A 17,065-nucleotide genomic window follows, 5' to 3' on the forward strand; every position below is an offset into this window, starting at 1 on the left:
CGATCACCACCACGCCGTTCATCGCGATCGAGCCCAGGACCGGGCGCATCGCGTCGACGGCGGCCTGGTCGACCAGCTCCTTGTCCCCGCGGCCCAGGTGCCGCGCGGCCGCCATGGCGGCCGCCTCGGTCGCCCGCACCAACTCCAAGGCGAGGTTACGGTCGGGGTCGGGTGACAAGGTGCCGGGACGAGCAGGCAATGCATCCACCTCCGTTGACCAGGACGCGGCCGGACCGCCATTTCGAGGCTGCCTGAGACGGTACCATCCGGCGTTCAGCCCCGGAACCAAGGAGGAGTCGTGACCGACACGGAGAGCACGCGGTCCGGTCAGGAAGCGCCGGTGGACATTGTCGTGCTCGCACGGCGCAACGAGGCGTTCCGCCGGGTGATCATCACGGGTGAGCACAGCCAGGTCGTGGTCATGACCATCCCTCCCGGCGAGGAGATCGGCGAGGAGGTGCACGAGGACAACGACCAGGTCCTGGTCTTCATCGAAGGGGAGGGCCAGGCGGTGCTGGACGGCAGCACGAGCCCTGTCGCGCCCAACCAGCTGGTCTTCGTCCGGGCTGGCACCAGGCACAACTTCGTCAACACCGGGAGCGTGCCGCTGCGGCTGGTGACCATCTACGCCCCACCCGAGCATCCGCCCGGCACCGTGCACCAGACCAAAGAGCAGGCAGACGCCGCCGAGCATCACTGACTGCTCCTGGGCCCGGGCCTGCCCCGGTCCCCCTTCAGCTACCGCAACGGCCGTTCCTGGTCGCTGAACGCTCCTGGCCCGGGCCCTGCGCCAGCGGCTCCTGCCAGCGGGCCCTGCCCGGGCCCCTGCCCGGGCCCCGCAAGGCCTGTGGGGAGGGCGTGCTAGCTTCGCCAAGGTCGGCTGATCGTCTCTGGGGGTGCCATCACCATGCCGAAGTTCCAGCAGGTCGTGCCGATCCTGTGCGTCCGCGACGTCAGAGCGAGCATTGCTTACTACACGGAGAGGCTTGCTTTCGCGAAGTCGTGGTGCTGGGGTGACCCCGCGACGTTCGGAGGCGTGAGTCGCGACGGGGTCGAGATCTTCTTCTGCAGGGACTGCCAGGGGAGCCCGGGGACGTGGGTGAGCGTCTGGCTGGACGACGTGGACGCGTTCCACGAAGAGCTCGTGGACCGCGGGGCCGACATCCGCCAGCCGCCGACGAACTTCGAGTGGGGCGTGCGGGAGATGAACGTCGGCGACCCTGACGGGCACCGGCTGCGCTTCAGCATGTCGACCGATCAGCCAGGCGACGGGATCCCGTTCCCCGAGTAGCACCCTGCGGGCCGGCCCGGCAGGGCCAGGGCGAGCACCAGGCTGGCTCGGAACTTCGTCGCAGCTCCGTCCCTCGACGTCGTGGCTGACCGGGTTTGAGGTCTGGCGGACGACCGCCGCCAGGCTCGAGGCGTGCGTGGTGCGACGGCGGGCAGCGAGGCGCCCGGCCGCCAAGTCGGGTCCGGCCGCACCCGGATGGAGCTGGCACTGGCCCTCCAGGCCCGACCGGTCGTCCCGGCAAGGTGTGACGGCGACCTGCTCGGCTGGCCTACCTTACGAAGCGGATCGTCAGCGGGTAGCGGTAGTACTGGCCGTTGTATGCCCGGATCGCCGCGATGGCCACGAGCACGACATAGGCGATGCCAAGCGCGATCAGAATCAGGATCCCGATCAGCACGATCGCCAGCACGACCGCCACGGCCGCGTAGATCAGCCAGGTCAGGTTGAAGTTCAGCGCCTCCACGGCGTGCGCGCGCACGTAGGCCGAGCGCGGGCCGAAGACGAGCAGCACCGTCAGCGGTGCGAGAAAGCCAAGCGCGACATAGGCCGCCACGAATGAGAGCAGATGGGCGAGCATCGCCCAGAGCCGCTCCTGCTCGGGTGGCAGGGGCTGCGAGGCCCCGGCCGGCGCCGGGTACGGTGGGCCGCCATGGGGCGCCCCACTCGGCTGCTGTCCGCCCGAGGGTGATCCCGACGACCGGCCGACCGGCGAGCCTCGCTCGGACGAGCCTTCCTCCGGCGGAGGAACCTGCTCCGACACGGCATGCTCCTTGGTCGATGGCACCGCCTGGAGGAACGCGCTCAAGTGCTGCGTTGAGCCAGGTCCGGGCCTAGAGGAAGACGGGGACCGGCATGACGCCGACCCCTGTCGCTTCTACCAGCGGGCGATGACCCGGCAGGGCCCGCCCGAACCCGCCTCCCACGGGATGAGGCCGACGAAGATCGTGGCCCCTCGCGGGGGGATGGCCGTCAGGCTCCTCAGGTTCTCCAGGCCGTACCGGTCCGCCCCGAGGAGCAGGTGGTGGACGTCGAAGGTCTGGGAGGGGCCGAAGTCCAGACTCAGGGTGTCCACCCCGATGGCCCGGATGTCCCGGTTTTCAAGGAGCCACTCCACGGCGTCCGCGCTGAACCCGGGGAAGTGGAACAGGCCGTCGGGCCCCACGTTCTGGAACGCGTCGGGGTCGCCGGCTCGCGTTTCCCAGCCGGAGTGCATGAGCACCGCCGAGCCCCGCAAGATCTGGCCGTTGCCCCGCTCGAAGCCCCGGATGTCGGCCACCGTCACCTGGGCGTCGGGGTCCACCGCCGCTCGAGCGGAGATATCGATGACCACGGCCGGGAGGAGCAGTTCCTCGGGCGTGATGTCCGGGGACAGCCGCCCGCCCGCAGCGAAGTGCCCCGGGGCATCCATGTGGGTGGCGGAGTGCTCCCAGAAGGTCCACTCCTGGGTGTAGAAGCCGTCGGCCGCGATCGTCTTTCGGACCACGCGCTGGGGGACCGGTCCGGTGTACACCGGGAACCCCGCCCGGAACACGTGGGACAGGTCGACGACCCGCTTGCTGGGAACCCGCGAGGCCAGCGCCGGCGTTGCCAGGACGGTGCCGACCCCGGTGGCACCAAGCCCGGCCACCGCCCCGGCCGCAGCGCCCGTCTTGAGAAACGCCCGCCGGCCGATCCTGGGCAGCTCCTGGGTCCTGGCCCTGTCGTGGTCCGGCGCGGCGGCCTGGCGCGCCCCGGCCCGCGCCTGCTGGAGGGTCGTCTCAAGGCACATGGCACCACCCCTTCGGGTCCTTGCTCCCACGCTAACGCCGGGGCCTGGAACATGACAAGCCGGCGGGACGGCGTCCGGCCGCCGGCGGCTTCCCCTGCGGCCCACGCGCCGAGTGTGCGGTCGCCTTCGCGCCGAGTGTGCGGGTCGCCTTCGCGCCGAGTGTGCGGGTCGCCTTCGCGCCGAGTGTGCGGGTCGCCTTCTCAGGTGCTAGTGACACCGTCCGGCTGCCTGTAGTAGGACAGCCACCATCCGGGCAGCCTCCCTGGGAGAAGCGGCCTGCCAGGTCGATCCGGGCGAGGCAAGCCCACGCGGCGTGAGGAGGTTGGCGTGACCAGGCGGACCGTTGACTATGTGATCCTCTACGTCGGCGACCTGGACCGGGCGGTCGGCTTCTACCGGGACGTCGTCGGGCTGCCGTTCAAGTTCGCCGACGCGGGCTACGCGGAGTTCGCCACTCCGAACCTCAAGTTCGGCCTCTACGAGCGCGGGCGGCTGCCGGAGCTGCTCGGGCGTGAGGTGGCAGGCGGCGGCGACCCCGCCGGCGAGATCCTGTTCCTGGTCGACGACGTGGACGCCGAGGCCGAGCGGCTGCGCGGGACGGGCGCCCGGATCCTGTCCGGCCCTGTCGACCGGCCTTGGGGGCACCGCACCCTGCACCTGCTCGACCCCGACGGGCATGTCGTCGAGCTGGCCCAGGAGATCCCGCGGACCCGACCACGCCCGGCGGGGGCATGATGGGGACGGCAACGACCCAGGAGGGCAGCGTGGTGGTCGACTACGACCGGTCGACGGCGCTCGTCGTCGTCGACATGCAGAACGACTTCGCCGATCCCAAGGGCAGCCTCTACGTCCGCGGGGGCGAGCGCGTCGTGCCGCTCGTGAACCGCGAGATCGAGCGGGCGCTGGCGGCGGGTGCCCTCGTCGTCTACACCCAGGACTGGCATCCCGCCCAGACGCCGCACTTCCAGTCGAGCGGCGGCGTCTGGCCCGAGCACGGCGTCCAGGGCACCTGGGGTGCCGAGCTGCAGCCGGACCTTCAGGTCGCCGGCGTAGCCAATCGCGCTCGGCGTGAAGCGGCCAGCAGCAGCCTGACGGCCACGAGGACGATGAGGAGGGCTTCCACCTGCGCCACCTCCGGGGAGGGTCGCCGCTCCGCTCGGGCGCCCATCCGGCCCGAGTCGCTCCTGCCGGGCGGCGCCGTCAAGGCGCACGCGCGCCGCAGCGGCGGTCGGCACCGGGGGCCGGGACGTCGCCGGGACCGGAGGCGCGCCAGTCATGACGTCCGGCACGGACGGCCGCGACCGCCCCCAGTGGGATCCCGAGGGCTTGATCCCCGCGCTCGAGACCGCGGGGGTACGCGACGAGCGGGTGCTCGGCGCCTTCCGGCGGGTCCGCCGGGAGCGGTTCGTCCCCCCGGAATGGGTGCGCGCCGCCTATGAGGACCGGCCGATCCCGATCGCCCACGACCAGGTGACGACCCAGCCGTCCCTGGTCGCGCGGATGGTGGCGGTCCTCGGGCTGACCGGCGTCGAGCGGGTGCTCGAGATCGGGACCGGGCTCGGCTTCCAGGCGGCGATCCTCGCCGCGCTCGCATCCGAGGTCTGGTCGGTCGAGCGGTTCGCCGACCTCGCCGACGAGGCCCGGGCCAACCTCGCCGCGGCCGGGATCGGCAACTGCACGGTCGTCGTGGGGGACGGGACGCGCGGGCTCGGCGAGCACGCGCCCTACGACGCGATCGTCGTCGCAGCGGCCGCTCCGCGCGTCCCGCCGCCGCTCTCCGAGCAGCTCGCTGAGGGCGGTCGCCTCGTCCAGCCGCTCGGCTACGGCGGCGGCGACCGCGTCGTCGCGTTCCGCAGACGCGGCGGCCGCCTCGTCGAGGAAGGTCTGGTCACCCCCGCCTACTTCGTCCGCTTGGTCGGCGCCTACGGGCTGCCCGACGAGCCAGCCCGGTAGCGGTGCAGCCAAGCTGGCCGCCGCGTCGAGCGCCAGGCTCGCGCCGCGGAGGGGACCGAGCAGCAGCGCGGCGTCCACGCTGGCGTCGGGATGGTCGAGCTGTCGGGCGTCACCGACCGGGTCGTGCACGCCAGCACCTCCCGCGCCTTGGGAAGCGCTCAGGCCCACAGTCGGATCCCTGAGCGCCGATGTCCTGTCTTACGGGTAAGGTTAGGTGCATGTGTGGACGGTTTAGCGCCTCGACCCAGCTGTCGCTGCTGGCCGAGCGGTTCCGCGCCGAGCCGCTCGGCGTCGAAGGCCACCAGCCGAGCTGGAACGTCGCCCCAGCCAGCGACATCCTGGTCGTGGTCGCCAGCAGCGACGGTGCCCGCCAGCTCCGCGAGTTGCGCTGGGGCCTGGTCCCCCGCTGGGCCAAAGACCCCAAGGCCGGCAACCGGATGATCAACATGCGCGCCGAGACCGTGCGCGAAAAGCCAACCTGGCAGCGCAGCCTGGCCCACCGGCGCTGCATCATCCCGGTCGACGGCTTCTACGAGTGGCAGGACCAGGGCAAGGGTCAGAAGAAGCAGCCGTTCTATATCGCCGCCCGCGACGAACAGCCGCTCGCGCTGGCCGGGCTGTGGGCGAACTGGCGCGACCCCGCCGCGGCCCATGGGGAGCACGGGGGCGAGGAGGCGACCGGCGCCGGGCACGATCCCGACGGCGGCACCGACAATGAGCTTTGGACGTGCACGATCCTGACCACCACTGCCAACCAGCTCATGGCCTCGGTGCACCAGCGCATGCCCGTGATCCTGCCGCCCGAGGCGTGGGACGCATGGCTGGACCCCGACAACCACGATGTCGAGCAGCTGGCGGCGCTGCTGCAGCCGGCCCCCGAGGAGCTGCTGGCCCTGTGGCCGGTGGACCCGGCGGTCGGTAACACCCGCAACAACCGCCCGGAGCTTGTCCGACCACTGGAAGGCCACGAGCCTGTCACCGCCTAGCCTGCGCGGCGGTCGCCATCGGCCGGCAAACCCCCTCACCCGGGAACTGGACGATCGGCGCCGAGGAGAGCATCACCGCCTATGTCCCCAGGCGCGGCCCAGCGAACAACTGGTACAAGATGATGGCATGCCTGCGCGGGCCCGCCCTCGACGCAGCCGAAGCGTGGCGACGACCGTCGATGACCGGATACGTGCACGGCAGCCGGCACGGTGTGGGCCAGGCCATGGCGGCCGGGCGGCCAGTGGTCGGCTGGCGGGCCGGCAACCTGCCCCACCTGGCCGGCGATCAGGAGGGGCTGCTGGTCCCGCCCGGCGACGTCGAGGGGCTGAGCCGGGCGCTGGCCCTGCGGCCGCCGACGAGCCGCTGCGGCGCCGGATGGGCGAGGCCGCGCGCCGCCGGGCAGCCTCGCGCCCGACCTGGCGGGACTCCGCCGGCCGCTTCTTCGATTCGTTGCGCAACGCCGTCGCTGCCGGCGGGTCCCAGTCGCGCTGACCACGGTCAGGCCTGGGCCAGCCGGACCTCCACCTTGCCGTCGCGCACCCGGGCCAGGTAGGCCGGCTGCGGCGCGGTGGCCGGGCCGTGCAGCAGCGCCCCGTCCTGGAGGCTGAAGGTGCTCCCGTGGCAGGGGCACACCACCGTGGTCTCGCCGGAGAAGTCGCCCTCGTGCAGCGAGCATCCCCGGTGCGAGCACCGGTTGGAGATCGCGTGGATGGTGGCGCCGCGCCTGACCAGCAGCAACTCTACCCCGCCGACGGTGGCGGGGGTCGGCGAGCCCTCCGGCAGGCCCGCGTCGGCGATGGCTGGCTGCCAGTCGGTCGGCCCCTTCTCGAAGGCGGTCTGGTCGACCCCGACGCCCATGCCGAACGACAGGTGGCCGCCGAGGTAGGCCGAGAAGGTGATCACTCCGAAGCCGGTCGCCGATAGCCACCAGCCGCGCAGCCGCCGCCCGCGCTTCCTCGCCACCGACGAGCTCAGGTACAGCAACAGCGCGAGCACGTTCGCGCCGGCGTGGACCAGCCCCACCCGGCGGCGGCGGCCACGGACGTCGGCCCAGTCGGACAGGCCGGCCAGCGCGGTGGGCACCGCCGCCAGGATGCCGACGTCGACCAGCCGGTCCGAGGCCTTGCGGGTCCGGCGCCCCGGCATCAGGTCCAGCAGGAACGAGCTGGTCCAGGCGCCCACCACCACGTCGGTGAGCGGCGGGTGCAGCGGGTGCCCCAGCCAGGTCCCGCTGAGCAGGTCCTTCACCTCGCTGCGCGGGGGGACGTAGCGGTCCACCAGGGACTTGAGCATCTCCCCGGCACCGTCGAGCTGCTGGATCCCCTCGATACGCTCGGCCAGTTCCCTCGCCACGGGTCTCATGGCACACCTCCACTCGAAACGGGCCCGGCGTCGGCGGCGAAGTCGACCGGCGACTCCCACACCCGGACGGTGAGCGTCTCGCCCCCCGTCGCGCGGATGGTGGGAGCCAGCCGCTGGTGCACCCACGGGGCCAGCACCTCCACGGTCACGGCCTCCGCCCACGGCGGGCGGATCTCCTCCAGGTCCTTGTTCTCGATCCGGTCGGCCGTCTCCTGGAGGGCCGACCTGAGCACGTCCAGGTCGCAGACCATGCCGCGCCGGTCCAGCTCCCCCCCGCCCGACCACCACGTCCAGCCGGTAGTCGTGGGCGTGCAGATGGTGGCGGCACCGGGATCGTGCCGGTCGACGGGGACCACCTGGTCAGCGCCGACCACCAACCGGTCCTGATGCGGGTGGAACGCGAATACCAGCTGGCCCTGCCGCAGGCCGCCGCCGGCGCGCAGGACGCGGCCGGCCGAGCTGTAGCCGTAGCGGAACGGGTGGGCGAACGTCCCGGCCAGCGCGCCGAGCGTCTCGTCGAGCGCCAGCTCGGGGGAGACCTCGCCCCGGTAGGCCAGCAGCTCGGTGCCGCCGGAGATGCCGGAGCACTCGGTGCCCACCAGCACGCGGTCGCCGGCCGGCTCCTCGACGTCCATCTCGCGCAGCTCGACGCGGCGGGGGCGACGAAGACGACGGCTCGGGCCCTCACCTCCTCGGCTCCCCCACCGGAGGTCTGTTGGCGGCGCGGCCGCGGCTTCGAGAGGTCCATGCTCGACGCGGGTACCCGACCGCGCGGGCACCTAACCGTTAATGCCCTGCAAGGGGAGCCAAGCGTCTCCACCGACGACAGCTTCTTGACGATGGCCCGCTGGGCCGCCATGCGCTGCACGCCAAGGGCCAGCACGACCGACAGGATCGCCGGCAGGCCCTCCGGCACCGCGGCGACGGCCAGCGAGACGCCCAGCAGCAGGACCTCGACCAGATCGCTGGGCTCGCGGATGTCGGAGGTCAGCAGGATCGCCGCCACGACCACGACCGCGATGGCGGCGATCACGATCGCCTCGAACGGCACGCCCTCGGCGCCCTCCAGCACCCAGGCCACCAAGGACACCACGATGGCCGCCAGCAGCAGGTAGATCAGCGGGTCGGCGAACTGGGCCAGGAACTTCCGCCACGCCGGCACCTCCGCCTCGGGCTCGAGCCGGTTGGGGCCGACGCGCGCCAGGCGCTCGGCGGCCTCCTCCCTCGACAGGCCCGACACGGGGTCGCCGCCCAGCGACCCGACCACCTCGGCGGTGTCCACCAACCACGGGTCGGCAGACGGCGCGGCCACCGGCGAAGCCATCCCCGGCGAGGAGGACGCGGCTGGCCGGTTCATCGAGCCACGCGGCCGCGTCGGCGACCACCTGCGCCTGCACGCTCTGATAGCTGGGGCATGATTCCTCCGTTTCCTGTGGGTTGCCGTTGAATCTGATCGTGCTCGGCCGTGGCCGGCTTGGCATCGTGGGGGTGCCCGGATCCGACCCGTAGGGTTTCGTCGCCACACCGCTAGGCGAGCGCGGGCGGCCGAGGAGGAGGAGCTAGGCGGGGTTCGGCTCGGCGAGCGCGGCCGCGAGCTGGGCGCGTGAGCTGATGTCGAGCTTGCGGTAGGTGCTGGTGAGGTGGACCTCCACGGTCCTTGGGGTGACGAACAGCGCCTGGGCGATCTCGCGGTTGGTGGGGCCTTCGGCCGCCAGCTGGGCGATGCGCCGCTCGCCAGGGGTGAGCGCCTCGACCCCGCGCAGGGCGACGCGGCGGGGCCGCGCGCCGGTGCCCAGCAGCTCGGCCTGGGCGCGGGCGGCGAGCGGCGCGGCGCCGCAGAGGGTCGCCACCTCCAGCGCCTGGCGGAGCTGCTGGCGCGCCTGCGAGCGGTGGCTGGCGCGGCGCAGCGCCGCGCCCAGCGCGGTGCGTGCCTTGGCGTGTTCGAGCTTGGCGAGGGATGTGGCGAGCACCGCGACTGCCTCCTGGAGCAGCGTGAGGCCGTGCTGGCCGCCTTCGACCATGCCGGCGGCGCGCAGGGCCGCGCCCAGCGCACGAGGCGCGCCCCAGGCGCGCGAGCTCAAGCTCCTCGTGAGCCAGCTCACGGTCGTTGCTTGCATGGCTCACGAATACTCTGGCCATCGTCCCTCCCGGCCAGCTACCACAAACCGGTCTAACGGCATCATGCACCGCGATGGCCCCACTGTCAGGAGGTGTCAGCTCAGCTCATCCGGTGGCCTCCGCCGTGCTGGAAGGCGCGGCCCCGCCCGCCCCGCTTCGCTCCGTCGGTGTGCCGCCCGCCTCCCGGCCGGGCCGGCTCGCTTGCCTTGCCATCCGATTTTCTGTCGGAAGGCACGTGATCATCCGTTTGATCATCCAGACGATCCGACTGTCTCCGTCGGGATCCGTCTGGATCGACGAGGCACCCAACGTGAGCAGGCCAGATCCGACTGGAGCCGACCAGTTCGACGCCGAGCATCCGTCTCGTAAGCGGAAGGTCGTCGGTTCGGGGCCTGCCGGCCCCACCAGGAACCGCGCGTGACCCGATCCTGCCCACCCGGGCTGGGTGCCACCCGGCGCTGGCGTTAGGGGTGCGCTTGGACGCCGTCGCCGGGGGGTGCTCCTCGATGGGTTGTCGGACCGGTGGGCCGCTCGGGTGGGGGGATCTCCAAGACCGAGTCATGATGACAGTGGCAACATCGTTCAAGGAGGGTTCGTGACCTCGCAGCCAAGCCCAGGAACGTCCCGCCAGCCCCAGGGCGCAACGCCGATCGGCGTCCGCTCGACCAGCCGGGTCCTGGTCACCGGCGCCTCGACCGGCATCGGCCGGGCCACCGTCGACACGCTCGTCGCACACGGAGCGCTGGTATGGGCCGGGGTCCGTCGTGAGGAGGACGCAGCCACCCTGGAGGGCGCCCACCCCGGGCGAGTGACGGTACTCCGCTTCGACGTTACCGACGAGGGAGCCGTGGCCAGCGCCGGCGCGCAGGTGTGTGCCGCCGGCCCCTTGCATGGCCTGGTCAACAACGCCGGGGTGGCGTTGCCGGCGCCGCTGGAGTTCATGCCGCTGGTGGAGTTCCGCCGCCAGCTCGAGGTCAACCTCGTTGGCCAGCTCGCGGTCACCCAGGCCGTCCTGCCCGCCCTGTGGGCCGCTGCCGACGCCAGAGCCCAGGCCGCAAGCAATGGCACCTCCGGTGGCCCGGACCTGCCGCCTGCCCCGCGGATTGTGATGATCGGGTCGATCGGGGACCGCATCGCCGGACCGATGATCGGCGCCTACCACGCGGCCAAGTTCGGCCTGGCCGGGCTGACCGGCAGCCTGCGCGCAGAGCTGGGGCCCGCCGGCATCGAGGTGGTCTTGGTCGAACCGGGCGCGATCGCCACGCCGATCTGGTCGCGCGGGACCACGGCCAGCGCCCAGCTCCTCCAGAAGCTGCCCGCCGAGGCGATTCGGCGCTACGGCACCCAGATCCAGGCTGCCCGCGACATGGCCGCCCGGGCCGCCCGTGATGGCCTGCGGCCCGAGGCGGTCGCCGAGGTCATCGCCAGCGCCCTGGCAGCCCGCCGCCCACGGCCCCGCTACCTGATCGGGCGCGACGCCCGCATCGCTGCCCTGCTGACCCACCTGCCCGACCGGCTGCGCGAGCGGTTGCTCGCACGGGCCACCGGCTGAGCGGGCGGGCCAAATCAGCGCCATCATTGCTGTGGTGGGTGATCGAGTCGACAGGGCGCCCGGTGGAGCGGCGGGCAGGTCATTCTGCTGGTCATTCCACCTGGCGCTACTCGACCGGTCAGGAGCGCACTGGCTGGACGACCCACCCGACCTGAGCTGCCAGGACGGCACGGGCCAGCACGCGGCAGACGATTGGCGGCTGATCGGAAAACAGACCGACTTCGCCTGATATGAGCCTGTTTTCACGCCTGCACGGCGTCCCCGCAGGGATACGAGAACTGTCTTGTAAACAGTAGGTTCCGGGTTCGAGTCCCGGCGCCAGCTCCAAACCCCGCAGGTCAGAGCCTCGCTGACCTTGCTTTGCTTGTCTCGCGGTCATCCCTGAGGCGCGGCTCAGGCGGGGGCCGGGCCGGCCTCCTCGACCACCTCGTGGCGGCGGATGTAGGTGGCACCGAATGCCTGCAGGGTGGCGCTGACCGGCAACGCCAGCAACGCGCCGACGCCGCCGAGCAGGGCCGCCCCGGCGATCACGGCCCCGAACGCCACCGCCGGGTGCAGCGACATCGTGCGGGCGGTGATCCTGGGGGCCAGCAGGTAGTTCTCGACCTGCTGGTAGGCGGCGATGAAGGCCACCACCCAGACGGCGTCGAGCGGGCTCGACAGCAGCGCGACCAGCGCGGGCAGGGCCCCGGCCAGGTAGGTCCCGACCGTCGGGACGAACTGGGAGACCAGCCCCACCCAGATGGCCAGGGCGAGCGGGTTCGGCACCCCGACGCGCCACAGGAACGCCCAGGTGGCGGTGGCCGACGCCGCGGCCAGCAGCGCCCGCGAGTAGACGTAGCCGCCGGTCTGCTCGACGGCCACGTCCCAGGCCCGCAGCACCTCCCGCTGGCGCCGCGGCGGCAGCAGGGAGCACACGGCGCGCCGGAAGCGCGGCCCGTCGGCGGCGAAGTAGAAGGTGAACAGGGCCACCGTCAGCAGCTGGAACAGCAGCGTGAGCAGCTGCGCGCCGATGCCGAGGACGCTGCCGGCAAGGCCGGTGGCGAACCTTCGCACCGGCGACTCGGCGCTGCTGAGCTGCGCGACCAGGGTGTCGCTGGACAGGTTGGTGTCGAAGGTGCGGTTGACGAAGGCGATCGTCTCCTCGACGTAGCCTGGGACGGCGTCGGCCAGGTTGGACACCTGGTCCACGACCAGCGAGCCCATGGCGACGACGAACCCGGCCGCGGCGACGAACAGCACCAGGAAGACCACCGCGGTGGCCGCGCCCCGGCGCCAGCCCCTGCGGGCCAGCGTGTTCACCGCCGGCTCGATGGCGATCGCCAGGAACAGCGACACCAGCAGGAGAATGAGCAGCGTGCGCAGTCGCAGCAGCAGCCACCAGACGACGAACAGCCCGGCCACGCCGAGCAGGAACAGGCCGATCGCCCGCGGCAGCCAGGGCGGCATCGCCCTGGGGTCGGGAGCCTGCGGCGCGCCGGCCGGCGACGTCGGGATGCCGTCGGCGGGGTCGCGCAGGTCGGTCATGGCCGGCAGGCTACGACGGCTTGGCCTGCCTCGTCACTCCCCCGGTTGGGCGACGGTTCCCCGGAGCTTCGACGGCGTGTTCTGCTCAGAGGGTGGCGAGGTGCTGGTGACCCCGTTCCAGGCGCCCAAGGCGAACGCGTACGCGGAACGCTGGGTCCGGAGGTCCGTGCCGAGTGCCTGGACTGGCTGCTGATCCTCGGGCGTGGGCACTTGGAGCAGGTCCTTCGGGTCTACGTCCAGCATTACAACCGCCACCGTCCCCACCGCGCGCTCATGCTGCAACCGCCAGACGCGCGCGCCCGGCTCACCATCCCTGGCGGGGATCACCGGGGCGCTATGCACCGCCGCGACCTGCTCGGCGGGCTCCTCCACGAATACCACCGACGAGCTGCATGAACGCATTTGCGCACCCTGCAGGCTTGCGGGCGCCGGCTACGGCTGGCTGACGGCGCTCGCCTGGGGCTGCTCGATCCGCTCGACCCACTGGGCGCGCCAGGCCGGCGGCTCGAACGGCTCGGCGTAGTAGCGGGTCTCCTTCCAGATCTTGCCGTCGCGGAACTCGACGATCATGACCATGTGGTAGAGCTTGCCGCTGTAGTGGCCGAGGGCCTCGATGACCCACACGTCGCCGGCGCCGACCACGCGGCGCAACTGGAAGGTCGGGGGGTTGGGGTAGGCCTCCTGCATCGCCCGTAGGTTGTCCCGGTTCAGGCGCTCGCCCGACTGCGGCATCTCCGCGGTGAACCGCTCGTGGTGGACCTCGTAGTGGACGGCCGGGTCCAGGTCGGTCAGCAGCCGCTCCAAGAGGTCACGAACCTCGCGCTCCTCCATCGCTGGCGTCCTCCTTCTGTGATGATGGGTGCCGATGGCACCATGCGCGGGGGCGCTGACGTGGCGCTGCGGGTTGGCTGTGGGGGCGCTGGCGAGATGGAGTTCCGGATCCTCGGGCCGCTCGAGGTGCACGACGGCGCGGTCCCGGTCGCCGTCCCGGGGGCCAAGGAGCGTGCCCTGCTGGCCGATCTGCTGGTGCACGCCGGGCGGGTGGTGGCCGCCGACCGGCTGATCGAGGACCTATGGGGCGAGCGCCCGCCCGGCAACCCGGTCAACACCCTGCAGGGCCGGGTGTCGGCGCTGCGCCGGGCGCTCGGCCCGGTTGCGGCGCGGCTGGCCACGCGGCCGCCCGGCTACCGGCTCGATGTGGACCCCGAGCAGGTCGACGCGGCCCGGTTCGAGCGGCTGGTCGCCGACGCCGACCGCGCGGCGGCCCGCGACCCGGCCCGGGCGCTGGGGCTGCTGGCGGAGGCGCTGGGATTGTGGCGCGGGCCGGCGCTGGCGGAGTTCGCCGACCGGCCGTGGGCGCAGGCCGAGGCGGCCCGCCTGGAGGAGCTGCGGCTGGCCGCCGTCGAACTGCGGGCCGAGCTGCGGTTGGCCGCCACGGCGAGCTGGTGGGGGAACTGGAGGCGCTGGTCGCCACACATCCCCTCCGCGAGCGGCCGCGAGGGCAGCTGATGCTGGCGCTGTACCGGTCGGGGCGGCGGGCCGACGCGCTGCGGGCCTACCGGGAGACCCGGGCGGTGCTGGCCGAGGAGCTGGGCATCGACCCGTCACCGGAGCTGCAGCGGCTGCACCAGGCGATCCTCACCCAGGACCCGGCGCTGGACGCCGTCCCCGACGGCCGGCGGCAGCCGCCGCACAACCTGCCGGAGCGGCTGACCAGCTTCGTCGGGCGGGACGTCGAGCTGCGCGAGGTCGGCAAGCTGCTGGAGCAGCACCGGCTGGTCACCGTCACCGGGCCCGGCGGGGCCGGCAAGTCCAGCTTCGCGGTCGAGCTGGCCAGGCGGGCGCTGGGCGGCTGGCCGGACGGGGTGTGGCTGGTGGAGCTGGCCGCGCTGCGGGACCCAGGGCTGCTGCCGGAGGCCGTGATCGCGGCGCTGGGGCTGGGCGAGGAGCCGGGCGAGCCGGGACGCCCGCAGCCGGCGCCGGTCGAGCGGCTGGTCGAGTTCGCCGCCGACAAGACGCTGCTGCTGCTGTTGGACAACTGCGAGCATCTGGCCGGGGCGTGCGCGGCGCTGGCCGAGCGGCTGCTGCGGGCCGCTCCCGGCCTGAAGGTGCTGGCTGCCAGCCGGGAGGTGCTGGGGGTGGCCGGGGAGGCGCGCTGGCCGGTCCCGCCGCTGGCCGCCCCCGGACCCGAGGAGCCCGACGGCTCGCCGGAGGCGCTGGCCCGCTGGGACGCGGTGCGGCTGTTCGCCGAGCGGGCGGCGCTGGCCGACCCGGGCTTCAGGCTGGACGCCGCCGGCGGCCCCGCGGTCGCCGAGCTGTGCCGGCGCCTGGACGGCATGCCGCTGGCGATCGAGCTGGCGGCCGCCCGGGTGCACGCGCTCCCCGTCGGCGACCTGGTGGGGCGGCTCGACGACCGGTTTGCGCTGCTGGCGGGTGGCGGCCGCACCGCCGATCCGCGCCAGCAGACGCTGCGGGCGACGGTGGACTGGAGCTTCCAGCTGCTGGAGGAGGCGGACCGGCGGCTGTTCCGCCGGCTGGCGGTGTTCGCCGGCGGCTTCACGGTGGCGGCGGCCGAGGCGGTGTGCGCCGGCGACGGCCTGCGGCCCGAGGGTGTGATGGACGGGCTGTTCCGGCTGGTGGACCGGTCGCTGGTGGTGGCGGCCGGCGGGCAGCCGGCCCGCTTCCGGCTGCTGGAGACGCTGCGCGCGTACGGCCAGGAGCGGCTGGCGGAGGCCGGCGAGGCCGAGGCCGTCACCGGTCGCCACGCCGTCTGGTTCCAGGACCTGGCCGAGCAGGCCGCCCAGCACCGTGGCAAGCTCCGCTGGCTGCGCCTGCTGGACGCCGACTACGACAACCTGCGGGCGGCGCTGGACTGGGCGGTGGCCCGCGGCGACCACCAGACCGCCCTGCGCATCGGCGGCGCGCTCGGCTGGTACTGGTGGATGTTCCACCACGAGGAGGGCAAGCAGCGCCTGGCCGGCGTTCTCGCCCTGGCCGCCGGCCAGCCGCCCAGCCCGCAGCTGGCCCGGGCCCTGCAGGCGGCGGCGATGGTCGAGGTGCTGCTGACGCCGACCGGGGCCGCCGTCGCCGCCGTCCGCCGGAGCCTCGAGCTGTTCGAGCGGTTCGGCGACCGGCAGGCGGCCGCGACCTCCAGGCTGCTGCTCGGCCTGGCCGAGCTGCAGGTCGGCGGCGGCGGCGCGGCGCGGCTGGCCGACCAGGCCGAGGCCAGCTTCGCCGAGGCCGGCGACGCCTGGGGCGAGGCGACCGCCGGGCTCGTACGGTTCGTCGCCGACGCCCACCACATGGGCCCCGACCGGGCCGAGGCCCTCGGGCGGCTGACGCTCGAGCGCTTCGGCGCCCTCGACGACCACTGGGGGATCGCCCACACCCTGTTCAGCCTCGGGGAGCTCGGCAGGGCGCAGGGCGACGTCGTCGGGGCGGTGCGCCGCTTCGAGGAGGCGCTGGTGGTCGCCCGCGACGTCGGACCGACCTGGATCGTGTGCGCGACGCTGGTCAACCTCGGCAGCCTCGCCGCCCTCCAGGGCGACGACGCCCGCGCGACCGCGCTGCACGCCGAGGCGATCGCGCTGTCCCGGCGCACCGGGCAGCGCCGCGGGCTCGCCTACGCCTACAACCAGATGGGCAGCATCGCCCGCGCCCGCGGCGACCTCGAGCGCGCCCGCCACCTGCACCAGGAGGCGCTCGCCATCGTCCGGGAGATCCTGGCATGGAGCGTCCCGCACACCCTCGGCCAGCTCGGGTGCGCGGAGGCACGGCTCGGCGAGCTGGACGACGCCGAGACGCACTTACGGGAGGCGGCCGCGCTCGTGCTGGCCGTCCCGCAGCCGGCGACCGCGGCCCTGGTCCTGGTCGGGCTCGCCTTGGTCGCGCTCGGCCTCGGCCGCGCCGAGCAGGCCGCGGTCCTGCTGGGCGCGGCCGAGGCGACCCGCGAGCGCGTCGGCGCCACCCCGGTCGGCGCCGAGCGGGCCGAGGCCGAGCTGGCCCGCGACGCAGCCCGCTCACGGCTCGGCGCAGACGCCGTCCAGGCGGCGCTCGGGAGCGGGCGCGGACTGGCCACCGAACAGGCGCTGCGGGTGGCGCTCGGCCCTGGCTGAGCCAGTCAGAGTCGAAGGCACGGGTGAACTTGCTGTCCCGGTCACGAATGCGGAACCGGGGCGCGGTGGTGCCCTCTGTTGTTCCCCCTTCCCTTCCATCGAGAGCTCCCGTGCCCGCTGGACCACCCAAGGCCCGTTCGGGTGGCGCGTGACACCGGCGAGGCGAACCTGCCGCGTCCCAAGTTCGATGAAGAACAAGACGTAGAGTGTCGTGAGGCGCACGGTCTCCACGGTGAAGAAGTCAATGGGTGCGATGCCTGTGGCCTACGCCCGAAGAAACGCTCGCCACCTGACCGACGTCCGTCGGGGTGCGGGCCCAAGCCCGTTGCCACGCAGCACCGTGCGGATGGTGGTGGCCGACACCGAGACGCCCAGCTTCTTGAGTTCGCCCT

17 protein-coding genes and 1 pseudogene are annotated in these 17,065 nt (G+C 73.2%); 8 read left to right on the forward strand and 10 right to left on the reverse strand.

The annotated features are described in order from the left end of the window. Positions 1-199: fructose-bisphosphatase class II (locus VG276_20860; GenBank protein HEV8651778.1), on the reverse strand; the 199-nt coding region annotated here is incomplete at its 3' end. A gap of 99 nt (positions 200-298) precedes the next feature. Between VG276_20860 and VG276_20865 the strand changes: the two genes are divergently transcribed. Continuing rightward, a complete protein-coding gene (locus tag VG276_20865; GenBank protein HEV8651779.1) occupies positions 299-700 on the forward strand; it encodes a cupin domain-containing protein in 402 nt (133 codons plus the stop codon). 207 nt (positions 701-907) lie between these two features. Next, positions 908-1,291 carry a glyoxalase superfamily protein gene (locus VG276_20870; protein ID HEV8651780.1) on the forward strand — a complete coding sequence of 128 codons (384 nt, stop codon included), beginning with the start codon at positions 908-910 and terminating at the stop codon, positions 1,289-1,291. A gap of 268 nt (positions 1,292-1,559) precedes the next feature. Here VG276_20870 and VG276_20875 read toward each other — a convergent pair whose 3' ends face one another. Both VG276_20875 and VG276_20880 read right to left on the reverse strand, forming a co-directional pair. Further along, positions 1,560-2,075 (reverse strand): DUF4870 domain-containing protein, encoded by a 516-nt coding sequence (locus VG276_20875; GenBank protein HEV8651781.1) that lies wholly within the window; start codon positions 2,073-2,075, stop codon positions 1,560-1,562. 90 nt (positions 2,076-2,165) lie between these two features. Further along, positions 2,166-3,059: a cyclase family protein gene (locus VG276_20880; GenBank protein HEV8651782.1), complete on the reverse strand. Its 894-nt coding sequence runs from the start codon at positions 3,057-3,059 to the stop codon at positions 2,166-2,168. A gap of 327 nt (positions 3,060-3,386) precedes the next feature. Between VG276_20880 and VG276_20885 the strand changes: the two genes are divergently transcribed. The 4 genes from VG276_20885 to VG276_20900 all read left to right on the forward strand — a co-directional run bounded on the left by VG276_20885 (position 3,387) and on the right by VG276_20900 (position 5,998). After that, positions 3,387-3,794 (forward strand): VOC family protein, encoded by a 408-nt coding sequence (locus VG276_20885; protein ID HEV8651783.1) that lies wholly within the window; start codon positions 3,387-3,389, stop codon positions 3,792-3,794. After that, positions 3,794-4,498: an isochorismatase family protein gene (locus VG276_20890; GenBank protein ID HEV8651784.1), complete on the forward strand. Its 705-nt coding sequence runs from the start codon at positions 3,794-3,796 to the stop codon at positions 4,496-4,498. The genes VG276_20885 and VG276_20890 overlap by 1 nt, the downstream gene beginning before the upstream one ends. Continuing rightward, positions 4,386-5,012, forward strand: coding sequence for a protein-L-isoaspartate(D-aspartate) O-methyltransferase (locus tag VG276_20895; GenBank protein ID HEV8651785.1), 627 nt, complete (start codon positions 4,386-4,388; stop codon positions 5,010-5,012). Before VG276_20890 ends, VG276_20895 begins: the two co-directional genes overlap by 113 nt. Before the next feature lie 218 nt (positions 5,013-5,230). Further along, positions 5,231-5,998 carry an SOS response-associated peptidase gene (locus tag VG276_20900; protein ID HEV8651786.1) on the forward strand — a complete coding sequence of 256 codons (768 nt, stop codon included), beginning with the start codon at positions 5,231-5,233 and terminating at the stop codon, positions 5,996-5,998. A 499-nt stretch (positions 5,999-6,497) separates the two neighbouring features. Here VG276_20900 and VG276_20905 read toward each other — a convergent pair whose 3' ends face one another. The 4 genes and pseudogenes from VG276_20905 to VG276_20920 all read right to left on the reverse strand — a co-directional run bounded on the left by VG276_20905 (position 6,498) and on the right by VG276_20920 (position 9,463). Further along, complete coding sequence (locus VG276_20905; protein HEV8651787.1) at positions 6,498-7,361, reverse strand: Rieske (2Fe-2S) protein; 864 nt, start codon at positions 7,359-7,361, stop codon at positions 6,498-6,500. Continuing rightward, on the reverse strand, positions 7,358-7,996 hold the full coding sequence (locus VG276_20910; GenBank protein HEV8651788.1) for a 6-carboxytetrahydropterin synthase: 639 nt from the start codon (positions 7,994-7,996) through the stop codon (positions 7,358-7,360). Before VG276_20910 ends, VG276_20905 begins: the two co-directional genes overlap by 4 nt. Positions 7,997-8,163: 167 nt before the next feature. Further along, positions 8,164-8,685 (reverse strand): annotated as a pseudogene (locus tag VG276_20915) (cation-transporting P-type ATPase). A 235-nt stretch (positions 8,686-8,920) separates the two neighbouring features. Then, entirely contained in the window at positions 8,921-9,463 is a 543-nt protein-coding gene (locus VG276_20920) for a LuxR C-terminal-related transcriptional regulator (protein HEV8651789.1), read from the reverse strand. A 611-nt stretch (positions 9,464-10,074) separates the two neighbouring features. Here VG276_20920 and VG276_20925 point away from each other — a divergent pair. After that, the gene (locus VG276_20925; GenBank protein HEV8651790.1) at positions 10,075-11,031 is read left to right on the forward strand and encodes an SDR family NAD(P)-dependent oxidoreductase; all 957 of its coding nucleotides are present in this window, start codon (positions 10,075-10,077) and stop codon (positions 11,029-11,031) included. Between the two features lie 393 nt (positions 11,032-11,424). Here VG276_20925 and VG276_20930 read toward each other — a convergent pair whose 3' ends face one another. From VG276_20930 to VG276_20940, 3 genes are read right to left on the reverse strand one after another with little or no spacing between them, the layout of a single operon-like run. Further along, a complete protein-coding gene (locus VG276_20930; protein HEV8651791.1) occupies positions 11,425-12,558 on the reverse strand; it encodes an AI-2E family transporter in 1,134 nt (377 codons plus the stop codon). 33 nt (positions 12,559-12,591) lie between these two features. Next, positions 12,592-12,960, reverse strand: coding sequence for a hypothetical protein (locus VG276_20935; GenBank protein ID HEV8651792.1), 369 nt, complete (start codon positions 12,958-12,960; stop codon positions 12,592-12,594). Between the two features lie 30 nt (positions 12,961-12,990). After that, positions 12,991-13,389: a nuclear transport factor 2 family protein gene (locus VG276_20940; protein ID HEV8651793.1), complete on the reverse strand. Its 399-nt coding sequence runs from the start codon at positions 13,387-13,389 to the stop codon at positions 12,991-12,993. Positions 13,390-13,466: 77 nt separating this feature from the next. Between VG276_20940 and VG276_20945 the strand changes: the two genes are divergently transcribed. Continuing rightward, positions 13,467-16,673 carry a BTAD domain-containing putative transcriptional regulator gene (locus VG276_20945; protein ID HEV8651794.1) on the forward strand — a complete coding sequence of 1,069 codons (3,207 nt, stop codon included), beginning with the start codon at positions 13,467-13,469 and terminating at the stop codon, positions 16,671-16,673. Positions 16,674-17,065 lie beyond the last annotated feature (392 nt).

It is taken from the genome of Actinomycetes bacterium, from assembly GCA_036000965.1.
GTDB lineage: Bacteria > Actinomycetota > CALGFH01 > CALGFH01 > CALGFH01 > DASYUT01.

What these genes read in the sequence shown, in the direction of transcription:
- VG276_20870 (HEV8651780.1), top strand. Translation starts at nt 908, where the DNA reads ATGCCGAAGTTCCAGCAGGTCGTGCCGATCCTGTGCGTCCGCGACGTC.
- VG276_20880 (HEV8651782.1), bottom strand. Translation starts at nt 3,059, where the DNA reads ATGTGCCTTGAGACGACCCTCCAGCAGGCGCGGGCCGGGGCGCGCCAG.
- VG276_20890 (HEV8651784.1), top strand. Translation starts at nt 3,794, where the DNA reads ATGGGGACGGCAACGACCCAGGAGGGCAGCGTGGTGGTCGACTACGAC.
- VG276_20900 (HEV8651786.1), top strand. Translation starts at nt 5,231, where the DNA reads ATGTGTGGACGGTTTAGCGCCTCGACCCAGCTGTCGCTGCTGGCCGAG.
- VG276_20905 (HEV8651787.1), bottom strand. Translation starts at nt 7,361, where the DNA reads ATGAGACCCGTGGCGAGGGAACTGGCCGAGCGTATCGAGGGGATCCAG.
- VG276_20910 (HEV8651788.1), bottom strand. Translation starts at nt 7,996, where the DNA reads ATGGACGTCGAGGAGCCGGCCGGCGACCGCGTGCTGGTGGGCACCGAG.
- VG276_20930 (HEV8651791.1), bottom strand. Translation starts at nt 12,558, where the DNA reads ATGACCGACCTGCGCGACCCCGCCGACGGCATCCCGACGTCGCCGGCC.
- VG276_20935 (HEV8651792.1), bottom strand. Translation starts at nt 12,960, where the DNA reads ATGCGTTCATGCAGCTCGTCGGTGGTATTCGTGGAGGAGCCCGCCGAG.
- VG276_20940 (HEV8651793.1), bottom strand. Translation starts at nt 13,389, where the DNA reads ATGGAGGAGCGCGAGGTTCGTGACCTCTTGGAGCGGCTGCTGACCGAC.